At 69.7% G+C, this 15,795-nt stretch carries 13 protein-coding genes and 1 tRNA gene; 9 read left to right on the top strand and 5 right to left on the bottom strand.

The features are described 5' to 3' along the window. Positions 1 to 161: 161 nt before the first annotated feature. Both AB0K14_RS25615 and vioD read right to left on the bottom strand, forming a co-directional pair. A complete protein-coding gene (locus AB0K14_RS25615) occupies positions 162 to 1,100 on the bottom strand; it encodes a ParB N-terminal domain-containing protein (protein ID WP_360456132.1) in 939 nt (312 codons plus the stop codon). A gap of 177 nt (positions 1,101 to 1,277) precedes the next feature. After that, complete coding sequence (vioD, locus tag AB0K14_RS25610; protein ID WP_360456129.1) at positions 1,278 to 2,402, bottom strand: capreomycidine synthase; 1,125 nt, start codon at positions 2,400 to 2,402, stop codon at positions 1,278 to 1,280. A 200-nt stretch (positions 2,403 to 2,602) separates the two neighbouring features. Between vioD and AB0K14_RS25605 the strand changes: the two genes are divergently transcribed. Beyond that, positions 2,603 to 3,691: a hypothetical protein gene (locus tag AB0K14_RS25605; RefSeq protein ID WP_360456126.1), complete on the top strand. Its 1,089-nt coding sequence runs from the start codon at positions 2,603 to 2,605 to the stop codon at positions 3,689 to 3,691. A 136-nt stretch (positions 3,692 to 3,827) separates the two neighbouring features. On the opposite strand, the gene AB0K14_RS25600 is transcribed toward AB0K14_RS25605, so the two are convergent. Beyond that, the gene (locus AB0K14_RS25600) at positions 3,828 to 4,667 is read right to left on the bottom strand and encodes a hypothetical protein (RefSeq protein ID WP_360456123.1); all 840 of its coding nucleotides are present in this window, start codon (positions 4,665 to 4,667) and stop codon (positions 3,828 to 3,830) included. A gap of 639 nt (positions 4,668 to 5,306) precedes the next feature. Between AB0K14_RS25600 and AB0K14_RS25595 the strand changes: the two genes are divergently transcribed. Beyond that, a complete protein-coding gene (locus AB0K14_RS25595) occupies positions 5,307 to 7,727 on the top strand; it encodes a hypothetical protein (RefSeq protein WP_364338908.1) in 2,421 nt (806 codons plus the stop codon). A 108-nt stretch (positions 7,728 to 7,835) separates the two neighbouring features. Here AB0K14_RS25595 and AB0K14_RS25590 read toward each other — a convergent pair whose 3' ends face one another. Together AB0K14_RS25590 and AB0K14_RS25585 are read right to left on the bottom strand one after the other, a co-directional pair. Next, positions 7,836 to 8,705, bottom strand: coding sequence for a hypothetical protein (locus tag AB0K14_RS25590; RefSeq protein ID WP_360456117.1), 870 nt, complete (start codon positions 8,703 to 8,705; stop codon positions 7,836 to 7,838). Positions 8,706 to 8,846: 141 nt separating this feature from the next. Next, positions 8,847 to 9,344, bottom strand: a complete 498-nt coding sequence (locus tag AB0K14_RS25585) for a hypothetical protein (RefSeq protein WP_360456114.1) — start codon at positions 9,342 to 9,344, stop codon at positions 8,847 to 8,849. Between the two features lie 300 nt (positions 9,345 to 9,644). Between AB0K14_RS25585 and AB0K14_RS25580 the strand changes: the two genes are divergently transcribed. The 7 genes from AB0K14_RS25580 to AB0K14_RS25550 all read left to right on the top strand — a co-directional run bounded on the left by AB0K14_RS25580 (position 9,645) and on the right by AB0K14_RS25550 (position 15,778). Further along, a complete protein-coding gene (locus tag AB0K14_RS25580) occupies positions 9,645 to 9,827 on the top strand; it encodes a hypothetical protein (protein ID WP_360456111.1) in 183 nt (60 codons plus the stop codon). Positions 9,828 to 10,178: 351 nt separating this feature from the next. After that, entirely contained in the window at positions 10,179 to 10,358 is a 180-nt protein-coding gene (locus tag AB0K14_RS25575) for a hypothetical protein (RefSeq protein WP_360456108.1), read from the top strand. A 239-nt stretch (positions 10,359 to 10,597) separates the two neighbouring features. Beyond that, positions 10,598 to 10,671 (top strand) — tRNA-Arg (locus AB0K14_RS25570). A 308-nt stretch (positions 10,672 to 10,979) separates the two neighbouring features. Next, positions 10,980 to 12,008 carry a pectate lyase gene (locus AB0K14_RS25565; RefSeq protein WP_360456106.1) on the top strand — a complete coding sequence of 343 codons (1,029 nt, stop codon included), beginning with the start codon at positions 10,980 to 10,982 and terminating at the stop codon, positions 12,006 to 12,008. A gap of 14 nt (positions 12,009 to 12,022) precedes the next feature. Then, entirely contained in the window at positions 12,023 to 13,012 is a 990-nt protein-coding gene (locus AB0K14_RS25560; protein ID WP_360456103.1) for a right-handed parallel beta-helix repeat-containing protein, read from the top strand. Between the two features lie 25 nt (positions 13,013 to 13,037). After that, a complete protein-coding gene (locus AB0K14_RS25555) occupies positions 13,038 to 14,033 on the top strand; it encodes a pectate lyase (RefSeq protein WP_360456100.1) in 996 nt (331 codons plus the stop codon). 173 nt (positions 14,034 to 14,206) lie between these two features. Continuing rightward, entirely contained in the window at positions 14,207 to 15,778 is a 1,572-nt protein-coding gene (locus AB0K14_RS25550; protein WP_360456097.1) for a hypothetical protein, read from the top strand. Positions 15,779 to 15,795: the final 17 nt, after the last annotated feature.

The following is a 15,795-nucleotide window of genomic DNA, read 5'->3' as shown; positions in this document are numbered from 1 at the left end:
CTCCTAGCTGAATTACTTCGGAGATCGCCGGCACAATTCACGGCAACACGCGGCACGGTCACGCTGTATCGATGATGCTAGTGCGCACCCGATAACGGACGTCAAGGAAAACGGCTCCGACGCCTGTCCCGCCGTCGGGACGGGGCGCCACCGTCGGCCGGTCAGCGGCCGGTCGCGCGCCGCTTCAGGTGGTCGGCGACGTTGCGCCACAGCACGGCGCACTGGTCGGCCGCCTCGGCGACGGTCGGCGCACAGTGCGGCGGGAGCAGGTCGATCAGGCGGACCCAGTCGTCGTTGTCCATCGAGTGGACGTCGAGCAGGCGCAGGACCAGCCGTCCGACGTCGGTGAACCGCAGTGACGGGTCGTTGCGCAGCCGGGTCACCACGTCGGCGACGACCTCCGCGGCGTCACGCACGTCGAGTCCCGCGGCCTGCTGCGTGCTCCCACCACGGCGAGGGTCCGGCACAGCAACGGATCCCCGCCGAGCAGGCACCGGATCCTCACCTGATACCACGCGTCGGCGCACGTCACGCGCGGTGGAAAGAGCGATCTCGCCCGCCGCCGCCAACTCGCGCACGGTGGCGTCCGGCCGGCGGACCAAGTGCTCGGCCGCCCGGAGCCGGCCGTCCTCGGCACTAGCGGCCCACACCCTCCCGTCCCGGCCGATCCCCCTGGGCGCCTGCGGAAAACCCGCACCCGAACGCCTGCGTATCGCCGCCACCGTCTTGTCCGACAGGCCGACCTTGGCGGCGATCGCCCGGTTCGACCAGTACGGGTGCGTGGCCACGATGCGGGCCGCCGCGTGGTTGCGGTCCCGACGCGTCAGCGGCAACCCGTGCGCCACGTTCGCCTCCACCGACGCGACGAACGCGTCGGCCGCCGAGCCGTCGAGGAAGCGCGCCGCGATGTGCTCCCGACCGCGCAACCGCGCCGCGCTCACCCGGTGCATACCGTCCATGACCCGCATGGTGGCCCGGTGCACCAGGATCGGCGGCAGTTCGTCGAGCGTTTCCGCGAGCAGCCGCACGTGCCGGCGGTCCTGTCCGTCGGAACGCAGCATGTCCCCGGGGGCCAGCGCCGCGATTTCGACGGTTTCCACGGTCGGCGGATCGAATTCCCGCGACATACCGACATCCGCCACCGAAGCTCCCGCGCCGGCGCGGTCTATGCGTAAGGTATCGACGCGCGACCCATCCATGTCGAATTCCCCCTGTTTCGGAAACAAGCGCCAACACTTTTCACCTTGCCACCGCGTCCGTATACCGGCAAGCGACGCTCAGGAGAATCGCGCTGCCCGCCGGGCCGCGGCTACGACGGCCGCCAGTCCGTCGGCCAACTCGTCACCCGGCCCGCCGATGCCGATGCGCATCCGGTCCGGGTGGTCGAAGCAGCTCCCCGGTACGACGAGGACTCCTTGGGCGTCGCAGAGGTCCGCGCAGAGCGCATCCACGGAATCGAACCCGCGAAGCCGGGGAAACGCGGAGACTCCGCCCTGCGGAAGTCGGAGATCCACCAGGTCGGCGTTGTCCGCAGCCCAGTCCGCGAGCAGTGCACGGTTGCGGCGAGCCTGGGCCAGGCGCGGGCCGATGACGGCGTCGGCTCGGTCGAGCACCCTGGTCGCGATCGTCTCGACGAGCGGTGAGGTGTTCAACGACACGTAGTCGCGCAGCAGGACCATCCGGTCCAGCACCTCGTGCGGGCCGATGCACCAACCCACCCGGAGCCCGGGGAGTCCGTACGCCTTGGACAAGGTCCCGAACGACAGCGCCCTGGGGTGCACGGCACCGGGTTCGGGCAGCGGAGGGGCGTCGTAGACCAGTTCGGCGAACGCCGCGTCCCACAGCAGGTACGCGCCGCAGGCGTCCACCAGGTCCAGCAGGGCTTGATACCCGACGTGGTCCAAGGTGACACCCAGCGGGTTGTGCGGGAAGTTGACCACCACGGCCTTGGTCCGGTCCGACAGCACGCCGGCCAGCCGGTCCAGGTCGGGTCGGAAGCCCTCGGTGGGATCACATTCCCAGATCTTCAGCACCACGCCGATCGACTGCGCGATGGAGCGCAGCGACGGGTACGCGGGCTGTTGCACCACGACCTCGTCCCCCGGCCGCAGCAGGGCCGACATCGCCAACAGCAGCGCCTCGCTGGAACCGTTGGTGATCATCACCTTCCCGGTCTCGGCCCCGAAGCGCCGCCCGACGGCCGCGCGCAGGGCGTCACCCCCGAGCGAAGGGCTGTCCCGGAACACGACGTCGTCGAGGTCGTCGACCGGGATGTCCAGCAACTCCCTGAGATCGCCCAACGAGTAGTTCTCCACACCGGAGCTGGAGATGTCGACGCGGGCGGAGAAGTAGCGCGTCCTGAGCCACTCCTCCAGCGCGGAGGGTGCGATGTTGCCCAGCACCAGAACTCGGCCTCCCTTCGGATGGCGTCCAGGCCGAAGCTACCGACACCCGGAGGCGGTTGGCCGTCACCCACCCTGACCGGAATAGGACTCGATCGACGATCTGTCGAACTCGACCGTCCCGCGGTTAGGTTCACACCGCCGTCGGGTCCAGGAGGGGCCACTGCGGCCCGCGCACGCCGAACGGGGAACGAGGAGTCATGAACGCAACCAGCGTCCCGCACGGCCGGTTGACCATCGCCGTCGACACGGAACCCGGTTACGGCAGCGCACCGGACCTCTGGCCGTCGGTCGGCGAGTACCCCGTCTACGACCCGATGCTCTACCACTCCATGACGAACGACGTCCACCGCGACCACGCCTACCGGCAGGCGCTGCGCCCGGCGGTGGCAGGTCGCAGGGTGCTCGACATAGGCACTGGTCAAGATCTCAACTGGGCCTTGGTCGCGGCGCGGTCCGGCGCGGCCCACGTCGTCGCGGTAGAAGCGATGGAACGCAGCCACCGCGCGGCGGAGCTCCGGCTCGCGGGCCTGCCGGAGGCGGACACGGTCGACTTGGTGCCCGGCCTGTCGTTCGACTTCACGCCGCGGCGGCGGGCCGAGGTGTGCGTCTCGGAGCTGATCGGCTCGATCGCCAGCGCCGAGGGCGCGCTGGCGGTCATGGCCGACGCGCGCGCCCGGCTGCTCACGCCGGACGCCGTCGTGGTGCCTGTCGCGTGCGACACCGTGGTGGGCGGCGTGTCGCTCAGGTCGTTGTTCCCGCGCGGTGTGGCCTTCGCACGGGACGCGCTTCCCTACCTGCTCCAGGTGTTCGAGCTCAACGGTGGCCCGTTCGACATCCGGCTCGCCGTGGCGAACCCACCGCCGGACTCGGTGGTGACCGACGCGGCACCCGTGGAGCGGTTGCCCCTCGACGGTTCGGCCCCCTTGGACGACACCACCACCGCACGGCTGACGGTGCAACGCGCGGGCGAGATCGACGGCTTGTTGTGCTGGATCAGGTTGAACACCGGTGGCGGTGCGCCGATCGTGGACTCGCTGCGGCAACGCACCAGTTGGATACCCGCCTACCTGCCGCTGTTCGACACCGCCGTGGAGGTCCGGCCGGGCGACTCGCTGGACATCGTCTTCCAACGCCGCACGAGTGACGATGGCGTTCACCCCGACTACCTCGTGCACGCCGATCTGACCACCACAACCGGTCACGTCACCGGTTCGTGCCGCTCGATGCACCACAGTGGACCGTTGGGCGAGCGCGCCGTCCATCGCGAGCTGTTCGGGCTGCGCTGACCGGCACGACCAGAACCCGGCGCCTCGGCGGGGCGTGCCGGCGGCATGTGCGGGCGGCGCCGGAGGGCCGTTGTCACGGAATGAGGGCCGGCGCGAGGACCGCCTGCTTGTGCGCTTCGCCGCTGCCGGACCGGTGTCACCCGACCGGGCCGCGGCTCTGGTGGGAGGCGCGGTGCTCGAGGGCAGCGTCGAGTTCGGAGAACAGCGAGGTCGGGGCGCTCCGCCCGTAGCGGGTGGCGATCACGGGCCACAGGCGGCGGCCCAGGTCCAAGGCGGCACGCAGCGCGTGGGTCAGCTCCCGCGGCGACGCAGCAGAGGTGGCTGCCCTCAGCTCCGCCACCGTGTCCGCGGACAACTCGCGCTCGGCACCTCGCGACGGAGTCAACCAGTGCGCGGTGGACTCCTCGGCAAGGCGTGCCATCCACAGGAGGTGCCGTTGCGCATGCCCGAGTGCGTCCCAGGCACGCAGATCCTCACCTCGCGCCGCCAGGTGATGCGCCAACACCAGCCAGTTGACGAAAGGGTCGCAGTACTGCGTGATGATCTCGGGGCTGTCGACCGGCGGCACGTACCGCTGGGGCAGGCCGCGCAGCACCGGAGCCAACGCTCCACTGCGATCCACCATCAGCATCCGCTCGACCGCGGCGCCACGCGCCGGCCACTCCGCCACGCCGGCGATCTCGTCCACCGTCGCGAAGTGGAACTCGCCGCGCACGAGGCCGGGGAAGAACGCCACGTAGGAGCCGAACTCGTTGAGCAGGCCGTAGCTGATCGGCGCGATGTCGGCGCACCACGACCGCGGATCGATCTCGGCGCGTCTCCGCGTGGTGAAGAACAGCCAGAACTCGATGTCGCTGTGCTCGTCCGCCTCCCCAGCGGCGAAGGAGCCGTACATCAGCACGGCGTCCAACCCGTCATCGCTCTCGCACACTTCGCGAACACGTCCGATCAGCTCTTCCTGAAACAGCACACGCACACCCAAGCACCTTGACCCGCGCGGCGGTGACCGGCGCGCATCGGGTCGGTGCCGTCGAGCCCTGTACGGACACCTCAACGCCTTCCGGACCATGGCCGTTCACTCGTTCGGGTGCATGTCGACGGTCGACCGTAACGGTAGGTAGCGGGCATGTCGACTAACGGTGTACCAGTCATCAGTGCTCAAGGCGCTGTGAGGTGCGACATGACCGTCGGACGTCGGCACGTTGTGTGCCTGGTGGTTCTCGCCTTGGCCTCACTGGTCGTGCTCGGCCAGGTGGACTCCAGCATGGGCCGCATCCAAGTGCCGTCCAGGCACGCCTACACGATCACCGGCCTGTCCGGCCTCAATCCGGCCGATGCCCCGCCGAACGTGGCCGAAGCCCGGTGCGTCTGGAGCGGTGCCGCCGCCCTGGACGACCCGGAGGAGAAGGTCGGTGCCTGCGCAGCCCCCGCACCGGGATCGTTCGCCACGGCTCGTCGGCTGCTCATCGCCTACGTCGTCGCGGACGGGTTCTTCACCGCCTCCTACCTGGTCCTCGCATGGCTCCTGCTCGGCTGGTTGGCCGGGCAGATCCACACGAATCGCTCGGTCGGCACCGCCCTGCGCAAGTCGGCCACCGGTCGAGTACGGGTCCTCGTGCTGACGGTGATCCTGGTCGCCGAGGTGGCCGAGAGCGTTGCTTTCCTGATGATCACGGGAAGGGCCGGGTCGTCCCAGTTCACCGGGTGGCTGCTGGGCATCGGGACGCTGGCGAAGTGGTTGGCCCTCGCGGTCCTGGTACTCCTCGCCGCGGCGCTCGCCTTCCAAGCGCAGGTGATCCGCAAGCACGTCAACGGCCAAACAATGACCGCCGTCAAGCAGCTGCGCTGGCAGGTGGGCATCGCGTTGGTGCTGACCGCGCTGCTGACCGGCGTCAGCACCGATCAGATACAGGACGCCCTGCTCGCGATCGCCGACAGCCCCGCCCGGGCGGTGTCGAGCGGTGTCGCCGTCGTGCTGCTGTCCCTCACGATGTGGGCGAGCGTCCACCGGGCCGCAGGTACCGAACGCGAGAAGTCGGATCCGATCCGGCCATGGGTGATCTTGTCGGCGTGTGTCCTCGCGGGCATTGCCGGAATCTGGTGGCGCAACCTGTGGGGGCTCGCGATCGTCCTTGCCGCACTGGTGGCCTTGTCGTGGCTTGCCGGGGTCCCGCCCTGGAGATCCGACAACCCCGACAGTGACAGTTCGACCGCTCGGCAGAAACTCGACGTGACAGTATGGGCCGCCCGGTTCGCCGTGTTCCCGTGCGTCGTGACGGCGTTGTTCATCATCAGGTCTTCAGCCGTGCCCGCCGTGCTGGCGAAGGAGTTGCTGTCACGGCCGGTCGTGTTGTTCGCGGTCGGCCTTGGTGCGGCCTTCTTGCCGATCGTGTTGTTGTCACTGCTGAGGCCCTCCGCAGCCGCACGTCGGGACGACACGCCGTCGGGGACGGACGACCGGCGTCGGATCAACTGGGCGTACGGCTTCGCAGCAGTGACCGGTGTGATCACCTTCGTGCTCTGCGGCGTGCCCGCGACGATGTTCGGCTTCGCGGTCACGGTCGGACCGATCGCGGTGGTGACCTTCTTCCTCGTCGCCGTCCTGGTCTTCGGGACCGAACTGGAACGCTGGGCGGACCACGCCACGCCCATCGCCGGGCTGCGTGGGTTCCGCTTGCACCGCACGCCGGTCTTCTTCCTCCTCTTGGCGTGGTTCCTGCTCGCCTCGGTGGTGGACGGTCGAGGGCACCACACGGTGCGCCGAGCCGAGGTGGACGCACCGCCGTCGCTGACGGTCGCCGAGGCGCTGGCCTCGTGGTCGCAGGCCAACTGCACGGCCGAACCCGGCCGCGAGGACCCGGCGAACCTGGTCATCGTCGCCGCCTCCGGAGGCGGGATCAGGGCCGCCTACTGGACCGAAGGCGTCCTCCGGTCGTTGTTCCCCGATCAGACCGGTTGTGACCGACCGGTCTTCGCGGCCAGTGGCGTGTCCGGTGGCAGCCTCGGGATCATGTCGTGGCTCTCCAAGCCGGAGGAGAAGGCCGAGCAGGTGTTCGACCAGGACCACCTGAGCGCCACCGTCGCATGGCTGCTCCACGTCGACCTCCCCCGCTCCTTCCTCGGCTTCGGCGGACTGGACCGCGCGGCGGTGCTGGAGATGTCGTGGGAACGCGAGCAGAGGGCGTTGGAGCAGCCGTTCTACGCACACTGGGCACCGGGCGCAGAGTGGATGCCGTTGGCGCTGCTCAACGGCACCTCGGTGGAGAGCGGCTGCCGAACCCTCGTCGCGCCGTTGGCGTTGAGCGGCTACGACCGGTCCGGCAACCCGATGGCGTGCAAGGGGCGCCCCGACGATCCCCCGATCGCTGGATCCTCCTCGGCGGACGCACCGGCCCTGATCGACCTCGGCCAGCACTACCTGCGCTGCGGTGACGTCAACGGCTCGACCGCGGCCCTGCTGTCCGCCCGGTTCCCCTACATCACACCGGCCGGCCGACTCACCTCCTGCGGCAACGACGAGGAACACCACGTCCACGTCGTCGACGGAGGCTACGTGGAGGCCAGCGCAAGCCTCACCGCCCACGACCTCTACCTGACCCTCCGCCCGTTCATCGAATGCCACAACGCCGCGGTGGCCGGCGCGAGCCCAGGGGAAGGCTGCCCAGTGCTGAGCCAACGACCCACACGGCGCATCGTGCCGACGATGCTCCAGATCGACAACGGCTACGACAGCGTCGCCACCCCGGAAGCCGGCGACCGACCACGTGAACTGCTCGTCCCCTTGGAAGGCGTACGGGCAACGGCCGGGATCGGCGATTCCGCCGCACGGCAACGCACCTATGACGCCTTCGGCTGCGAAAGCTACGTGCGGATCGCGAACGTGCCCAGCCCTGGCGTCCAAGCGCCCTTGGGCTGGACCCTGTCCAAGGACGCGCAAGCCGACCTCGACGATCAGCTCAAGGCTGTGCTGAAAGGCAGAGCCACCTTCGAGGAGCAGGTGCGACACGCGCGCGAGCGCTGCACCGCGTCGAGGTGAGTCAAGGGCAGGACGCCTGACGCAGAGACTCCACCCACGACGTCACCCAGTCGATCGTCGCCTCTTCGGATGGCGGACTGGCGAGTCGTCGCCGGGAGGCGTTTCGCGTCAGACGTCGGTGGCGGTGAACGTGAGTGCGGCGGTGTGCAGCTGCCCGTTGTGGCGGAATTCCAGGAACAGCCGGTGGTCGCCGGCGTCGCCGAACCACACGTCGAACGTCAGGGTGCCTTGCAGGACCGGGATCCCCACCACCTCGACGGGGTGCAGGTGGGTGGTGGACAGCTGCTCGGTGTGGAACGCGGTGACGTGGCCGTAGGCACCCAGGTGGGGTTCCAGCGCCGTCACCGGAGCACCCCCGGGATCGCTGATGGCCAACCGGATCTTCGCCGGGGCGCCCAGCGGGAGGGCGAGTCCGTCCCGCACGACGACCCGGTAGCCGGACTCGGTGGTGGTCTCCACGCTCAGCGAGGGCAGCGCTGCTTTCGTCGCGTCACCGGGGATCTCGAAAGGCGCGCCGAGCACGACCGGCTCGGGGTGTCGGGCGGTGCTGGGCGGGATGAACTCGGTGTACATGCGGTAGCGGCCGGCGCCCGGTAGTGAGAGCGTGGTGCGCCAGGTGTCGCCGTCCGGCTCGGGGTGGACGTGCTGGTACACGCTGAGGTCGTCCCGGACGACGAAGAAGTGCAGCTGCTTGGTCATGTTGGGCTGGAACGCGGTAGCGGGCCGCTGGTCGGGGTCGATGATCCGGAACGCGAACGGCAGGTCCAGGCCGTGCCGGTCGGGGACCTCGACCGGTTCGAGCCGGTAGCCCTCGAACGAGTCGGATCGCCCCGCACCCGACGCCGCGCTCGTCACGGTGGCGGCCACGTGGTTCTGGTGCGCCGGCGGGGCGTCCTGCCCGAACACCACGAAGGCCGCCGCGAGGATCACCACGGCCAGGGCGGCGATGAGGAGCTCGGCGATGCGTGGCTTGCGCACGGTCGGTCCCCTCGAATCGGCCGACTCCCCTGCGGTCGCGGTAGCGAAAACGCTAGGGAGCCCTTATGGCGGAGTCAATACGAAACCGGGCGCCGGCGGTAACCGGGCGTGGCGACTTCCTGCCACACGCTCGTCAGACGCTCAGGGGCTGTAGATGGTGAGCGTCGTCGGGCCGGTGAGGCTGCCGATGCCCGAACCGGCGCACGCGAGAGCGTCCGGCGTCACGAGCGTGGCGACCTGGACCGCGCTGCCCGGCGAGTACCGCCCTGCCGTGATCACACCGGTGTTGGTGACCACGACCTGCCCGCCGACCACGGTGGTGGTGAAGTTGTAGGTGAAGGTGGTCGGCGCGGCGAGCGGGTTGCCCCAGGTGTAGGTGCGGGACGTGGCGCCCGCGTTGAGCAACGTCGTGCAGGAGACCGTGTCGGTGAACACCTGCCGGTAGGTCGCGGTGAAGGCCTGGAGGTCGGTGCAGGCCGGGAACGTCCCGGTGAGGACACCGGCGACGAGTTGGGGCGTGTCGGTGATGGGCGGGTCGTAGGTGACCGCCCAGGTGCCGACACAGGTCTGCGCGGCGGCCTCCGCGTGCGCCTGGCCCGTGGCAGCGGCCACGCCCCCTGCCACTGCGAGCGCCGTCATCAGGGAGGCTCCCCACGTCCGCGTCCGATTCATGGCAGTCCGCCTCCCGCAACACCGTCCGGTTCCACGACTCGCGTAATAGACCACGGACGGGGACGCGTCGCGTACCGCCGTTACGGCATCCCTCGCGCCTCGGGGCCGAAGGCGATGGTGCGACGTGGCGGATCGAGGCCGGGCGACCAGGTCATGTCGGCCACCGCGCCGCATGCCCCTTCGGTGTAACGGCCTCCTGTCCGCTTCGATGCACCGGTCATGGGGTTGCGTCGGCGTGCGGGTCGGAAGCCGGTTCGGGGTCGTCGGGTGGTCGCGCTGATCGTTGTCTTCGTGGTCGTGGCGATCGTCCAGGGTGTGATCGGGGTCGAGGCCCGGGCGTGGTGGGCGTGGGTGGTGGCCGCGGCGTGCGTGGTCGTCGCGGTGATCCTGTGGGTCGGCGAGCCCCCGGCAGTGCGGCGCAGGCGGCTGAGGTGGGGCGCAGACGGCTGAAGCGGGGCGCGCGGGGCACTGCCACCAAGGTCGCGGTCCTGGGCTTGGGTTGCACCCTCGTCGCCGTGGCGGGCGAGGTCGTCAGCTGGACCGCCAACGGGTTGGCCTCTCGGAGCGGTCGGGTGGCGGGTCGGCTTCGGCGCCGGTCGTGTCGGGCTCGGCGGTGACCGGGTCCACCTCGACCGCGACGGTCGCGTTCCCCCCGGACGAGGCTCGCGTGCGGTTGTCGGACCTCGAACTGGTGGATGTCACCGCGGCCGGGCGCGGTGAGCAGACCGTGCTGCTGGACGTGACGCTGCGGAACGAACCCGGTTCGACGTCGCGGTGGTGTTCTTCGACCGGGAAGGCGCCATGCTCTCCGAGCCCGTGCTGCTGTCGCTCCCAGGTCGGCTCCCGTCCAAATCGGACTGGCGCACGTGGGCTGTGCGGGACGTGGGCTGTGCCGAGGTGAACCTCGTGCACCTGGACTTCATGCTCGGCCTTCCCGGTCGGCGGAGCCCGGACCTCCAGCTGCTGACCGGTGAGCCGTGAAATCCGCCGCCCCGGCGTCGGGGAATGCGCCGGAAATGGTTTGACGGCACCGTGCGACGGTAGGCAGCATGGCAGCACACACCGAGCGGAGGAGGGGCGATGACGAACACGCGTCGACGCCGTCCGGGCCGCTCGTGCTCCCCGCCGTGACCTGGTGACAGGTCCGGTCCAGGGAGCCGCCCGTCGGGGAACCGACCAGGGCGGCTTTTTCTTTCCCCCGCAATTGCCGCACCATTCCAGCCTCCATAGCTCAGCAGGACAGAGCGCGCCGCTACGAACGGCGAGGCCCCAGGTTCGAGTCCTGGTGGAGGCACCGCTGGAGCCCTGTGCCACCGCGACCCGCCTGGACGAACCCGGTGGGGCGCGGTCGGTGGTTCCAGACCAGCAACGCCCTCGCGCGGCGGGCGAGAATAGCCGCGCGGAGCATTCCCGGTTAGCCGGAATGGGCGTTCGGCGACACATATGTGAACGACTCCGACTAATAGTCCGGCCACATATGTGAACCTCGGACCCGAGGTGTCGCCGACCGTTGACAGGCCGGGAACATGCGCTACGGTGCGATCAGAGAGCGCTTTCCCGATAACTCCTGCACTCACCCCTCATACGGGAGAGGAAATAGCCATGCCCACATCTGTCGGGAACAGGCGCGCCCTGCTGAAGGTCGTCGTGGCCGTCGCACTGGCCACGACCGCGGTCGCGGTGCCGAGCGCCACGCCGGCGCTGGCCGCGACCACCGCGGACGGGTTCGCCTCGGTGAACGCACTGGGACAGAACGGCACCACCGGCGGCGCGGGCGGCGCCGTCGTCACCGCCACCACCCCCGCCCAGTTCCTGAACTACATCGCCCGGCCGGAACCGCTGGTCGTGCAGGTCAGAGGCACGATCACGCTGCCGACCGGCAGCACGGACGGCATGCACCCCGTCGCCTCGGACAAGACCATCATCGGCCTCGGCACGGACGCGCGGCTGGTCGGCGGCGGGCTGAACATCGGCCTGCCGGTCGACGACGACGTCACCACTCCCTCGGCCAACGCCGTGCACAACATCATCATCCGGAACCTCGCGCTGACCGGCGCCACTGACGACCTGATCAACGTGCAGATGTTCAGCCACCACATCTGGATCGACCACAACGACTTCTCCAACGGCGACGACGGCGCGGTCGACATCAAAAGGGGCAGCGATTTCGTCACCGTCTCGTGGAACAGGTTCCACGACCACGACAAGACGTTGCTGCTCGGCCACGACGACGACAACGGCGCGCAGGACATCGGCCGACTGCGGGTGACCTACCACCACAACTACTTCGACGGCTCGGACCAGCGCAACCCGCGCGTCCGGTTCGGCGAGTCGGTGCACGTCTACAACAACTACTACCGCGACAACAGCTACGGCGTCGCCTCGGCGATGAACGCGGGCGTGGTGCTGGAGGGCAACTACTTCTTCAGCGTGAACAACCCCGGCCGGGTGGACTTCAGCGGCGACCTGGGCCGCATGGTCGCCCGCGACAACATCCTCGTGGAGTGCAACCACGAGATCGAGCTCCGCGGTTCCGTGGTCGAGCCGCGCACGTACTACGCCTACACCCTCAACCGCGCCGCCGAGGTCCCCACGGTCGTGCCCGCCGGTGCGGGCACCGGTCGCATCTGACAGGAGCACCCACGATGAGCGACATCAGCAGGCGCGCCCTCCTCACGGGCGCCGCCGCGACGGTCCTGACCGCCGTCGCCGCACGCCCGGCGGGCGCGAGCCCCGTCACCACCAACCCGGTGTGGGCGGCGCCGTTCCAGACCGCCGACGGGTTCGCCGGGACGAACACGCTCGGCCAGAACGGCACCACCGGCGGCGTGGGCGGGCCCGTGGTCACCGTGCGGGACACGGACACGTTCCTCGACTACTGCGACCGCAACGAGCCCTACGTGATCCAGGTCGACGGGATCATGACGTTCAGCAGCAAGCAGGGACTGCGCTCCAACAAGACCGTCATCGGCCTGCCCGGCGCGGAGATCCGCGGCGGCGGGCTGGACATGTACCGCAGGCAGAACGTGATCATCCGCAACCTGAAGTTCACCGGCGCGGACGACGACGCGATCAGCATCCAGCAGTCCTCGCACCACATCTGGATCGACCACTGCGACCTCAGCGGCGGTCAGGACGGCCTCATCGACATCGTCCGGGGCGCGGACTTCATCACCGTGTCGTGGAACAACTTCCACGACCACAGCAAGACCGCGCTGCTCGGCCACTCCGACTCCAACGCGGGCCAGGACACCGGCAAGCTGCGTGTGACGTTCCACCACAACTACTTCAACGGCACCGACCAGCGGCACCCCCGCGTCCGCTTCGGCGAGCCGATCCACGTCTACAACAACTACTTCCGCAACAACCGGCTCTACGGGGTGGCGTCGACGATGAACGCCGGCGTGCTGGTGGAGGCCAACTACTTCGAGAACGTGCCGCACCCGATCTACTCGGGCTACGACGAGAGCGGGCCGGGCCGGGTGGTGCAGCGCAACAACGTCTTCGTCAACTCCGGCACTCCGCAGACCCTCGGCACGGTCGTCGAACCCCGCACCTACTACGCCTACACCCCGGACAACCCGTCGACCCTGCCCAGCACCGTGCCGGCCGGCGCCGGCGTCGGCCGCATCTGAGCCAGGACAGCCAGGAGGACTTCACATGAGCGCCATCAATCGCCGTCGGCTGCTCTCCGGCTCGGCGCTGGCCGCCTTGGCGGCCGCCGTCCCGCGCACGGCCTCGGCCGGTGTGTCACCGCTCAACGTCGCCAACGGGTTCGCGGGCGTGAACGCCCTCGGCCAGAACGGCACCACCGGCGGCGCGGGTGGCCAGGCCGTCACCGTGACGACGGCCGCCGCCCTCGCCGACTACGTCGGCCGCAAGGAGCCGTACGTCATCTCGGTGTCCGGCCGCATCCAGGTCGGCGACGAGATGCTGACCGTGGTCGCGAACAAGACCATCGTCGGGGTCGGCTCCACCGCCGAGATCACCGGCGGCGGGCTGCAGCTCGGCTCGACCACGCGCCCCGGCAACAACGTGATCATCCGCAACCTGCGGTTCACCGACGCTGCGGACGACTCGATCAGCGTCACCAACTCCGCCCACCACGTGTGGATCGACCACTGCGACCTGTCCGACGGCTACGACGGCCTGCTGGACATCAAGCGCAACTCCGACTACGTCACGGTGTCGTGGAACCACTTCCACCACCACAGCAAGGCCGCGCTGCTCGGCCACTCCGACACCTACACCAGCGACAAGGGCAAGCTGCGCGTCACCTACCACCACAACTTCTTCGACGGCACCGACCAGCGCCACCCGCGTGTCCGGTTCGGTGAGCCGGTGCACGTCTACAACAACTACTACCGGGGCAACTCGCTCTACGGCGTCGCCTCGACCATGGACGCCGGTGTCGTGGTCGAGGGCAACTACTTCGAGAACGTCTCGTACCCGATCCTGTCCGGTTACGACAAGAGCGGTCCGGGGCGGGTGATCGAGCGCAACAACATCTACGCCGGCTCCGGCGCGCCGGAAACGCTCGGTACCGTCGTGGAGCCGCGCACCTATTACAGCTACACGGTGGACGACCCCGCGTCCGTGCCGCGACTCGTCACGGCCGGCGCAGGTGTCGGCCGCGTCCAAGGCGTGGCGGGATGAGCAGGACGACCGCGTCGGGCTGAGACCTCGGCCGGTCGTCGACACGGGCGAGGTCCGCCGAGAGCTGCGACGAACGGCGGTATTCGAGACGCGATCCCCGCCCGGGAGTGCGGATCAGGGCAGCCGACTTTATAGTTCGGCCGCCCTGATCCACATCCGGAGGGAACACGACCATGTCGAGACGATTAAGACGAGCGTTGCTCTCGTTGTCCGGTTGCGTAGCGCTGCTCGTCGCCGCGAACGGCACGGCTTCCGCGAGCGGTTCGGCGTGGCAGGCCATCGCCGCCGTCAACCCCGTCGTCGGCGCCCAGCTCCAGCCCAACCAGGGCCTGTTGAGCGCACCGACCTCGATCACCACCCCGCTGCCCGCCGACCCGACCGGCGCGCTGGCCACCGCCGTCTCCGCCCTCTCCGCCGGGGTCGGCCTGCCGCAGGACGCCACCGCGGCCATCAGCTCGTCGGGCCTGTCCACCGAGGTCGCGGGCCGGGTGGCCAACCTGCTCACCGCGATGATCACGTGCCAGCAGGTCACCGAGACGCGCTTCGCCGCCATCCCGACCGGCCTGCTGCCGCTCGTGCTCAAGACCGGCGGCGCCCTCGACCCCCTGGCGCACGCCGGGATCCGCGCGTGCGCCGAACCCGTCTGGCGGCGAACGGTCGAGCTGCAGCTCGCGCTGGACGGCCTGGCGTCCCAGCCCGCGGCCGCCTCGTGCGCCGTGCCCGGCACCGCCGACCTCGACCTGTGGCCCGTGCTGCGGCTGGACGGCAGCACCTGCGGCGACAACACCTACGCGCACGACTACATGCTGATCATCGACGTCGGCGGCGACGACACCTACCGCAACAACGCCGGCGGCAACATGGTCGACCTGAACTTCTCCCCCGTCGGGTCCGCCGTCACGGGCCTGCGCGGCACCGGCCCCGCTCAGGGCTGCCAGCGCGCCATCCCCGGCCTGACCGCGCTGGACTGCGTGCCCGCGGTCGGCGTGCTGCTCGACCTCGCGGGCCAGGACACCTACGGCGTCAAGGAAACCCCGGACCACGACACCGGCTGCACCACCGACCCGGTCGTGCGCCGGATGATGACCGGCGGCGCGGGTTTCCTCGGCGTGAGCGTCCTGCGCGACTCGGGCGGCACGGCCGACGCCTACACCGGCAAGACCGGCTCGCTCGGCGCGGGCCACATCTTCGGCGTCGGACTGCTGTCGGACGACGGCGGGAACGACACCTACTCCGCCGTGCGCAACAGCCAGGGCTTCGCGCTGGTCGGCGGTTTCGGCCTGCTGCACGACCAGGCGGGCGCCGACACCTACGACTACTACATGCCCGCACCGGTCAACCCGTCCGCGCCCAACCAGACCGAGGGGGCGGGCGGTGTGCGGGACGACGAGGGCGAGGGCCTGTGCGACCGCATCCCGCGGTTCGTCCAGGGCACGGCCAACGTGCTGCCCGGCACCACCGGCATCCTGATCGACGACGCCGGCGCGGACAGCTACCACGGCGCGTTCGCCGGTGAGTTCGTCGGCCCGATCCAGAACCCGAGCACCAGGGCGGGCAGCCTCGGCTTCGGCAACAACCAGGGCCTCGGCGTGTTCCTCGACCGCGCGACCACCGACGACACCTACGTGGTGGACGGCGAGCCGACGGTCGTGGGCGTCCCAGCGCGCGGCGACAACGTGACCGTGCAGCCGGGCAACGACTCCTCCGGAGCCGGCTTCGGGCAGGGCCTGTTCATCGACCAGTGACCCAGGACGGGTTCCGT

It is taken from the genome of Actinosynnema sp. NPDC050801 (assembly GCF_040673975.1).
Classification (GTDB): Bacteria; Actinomycetota; Actinomycetes; order Mycobacteriales; family Pseudonocardiaceae; genus Actinosynnema.
The sequence above is the reverse complement of the archived record's forward strand: the minus strand, read 5'-3'. Positions and strand labels throughout refer to the sequence as shown.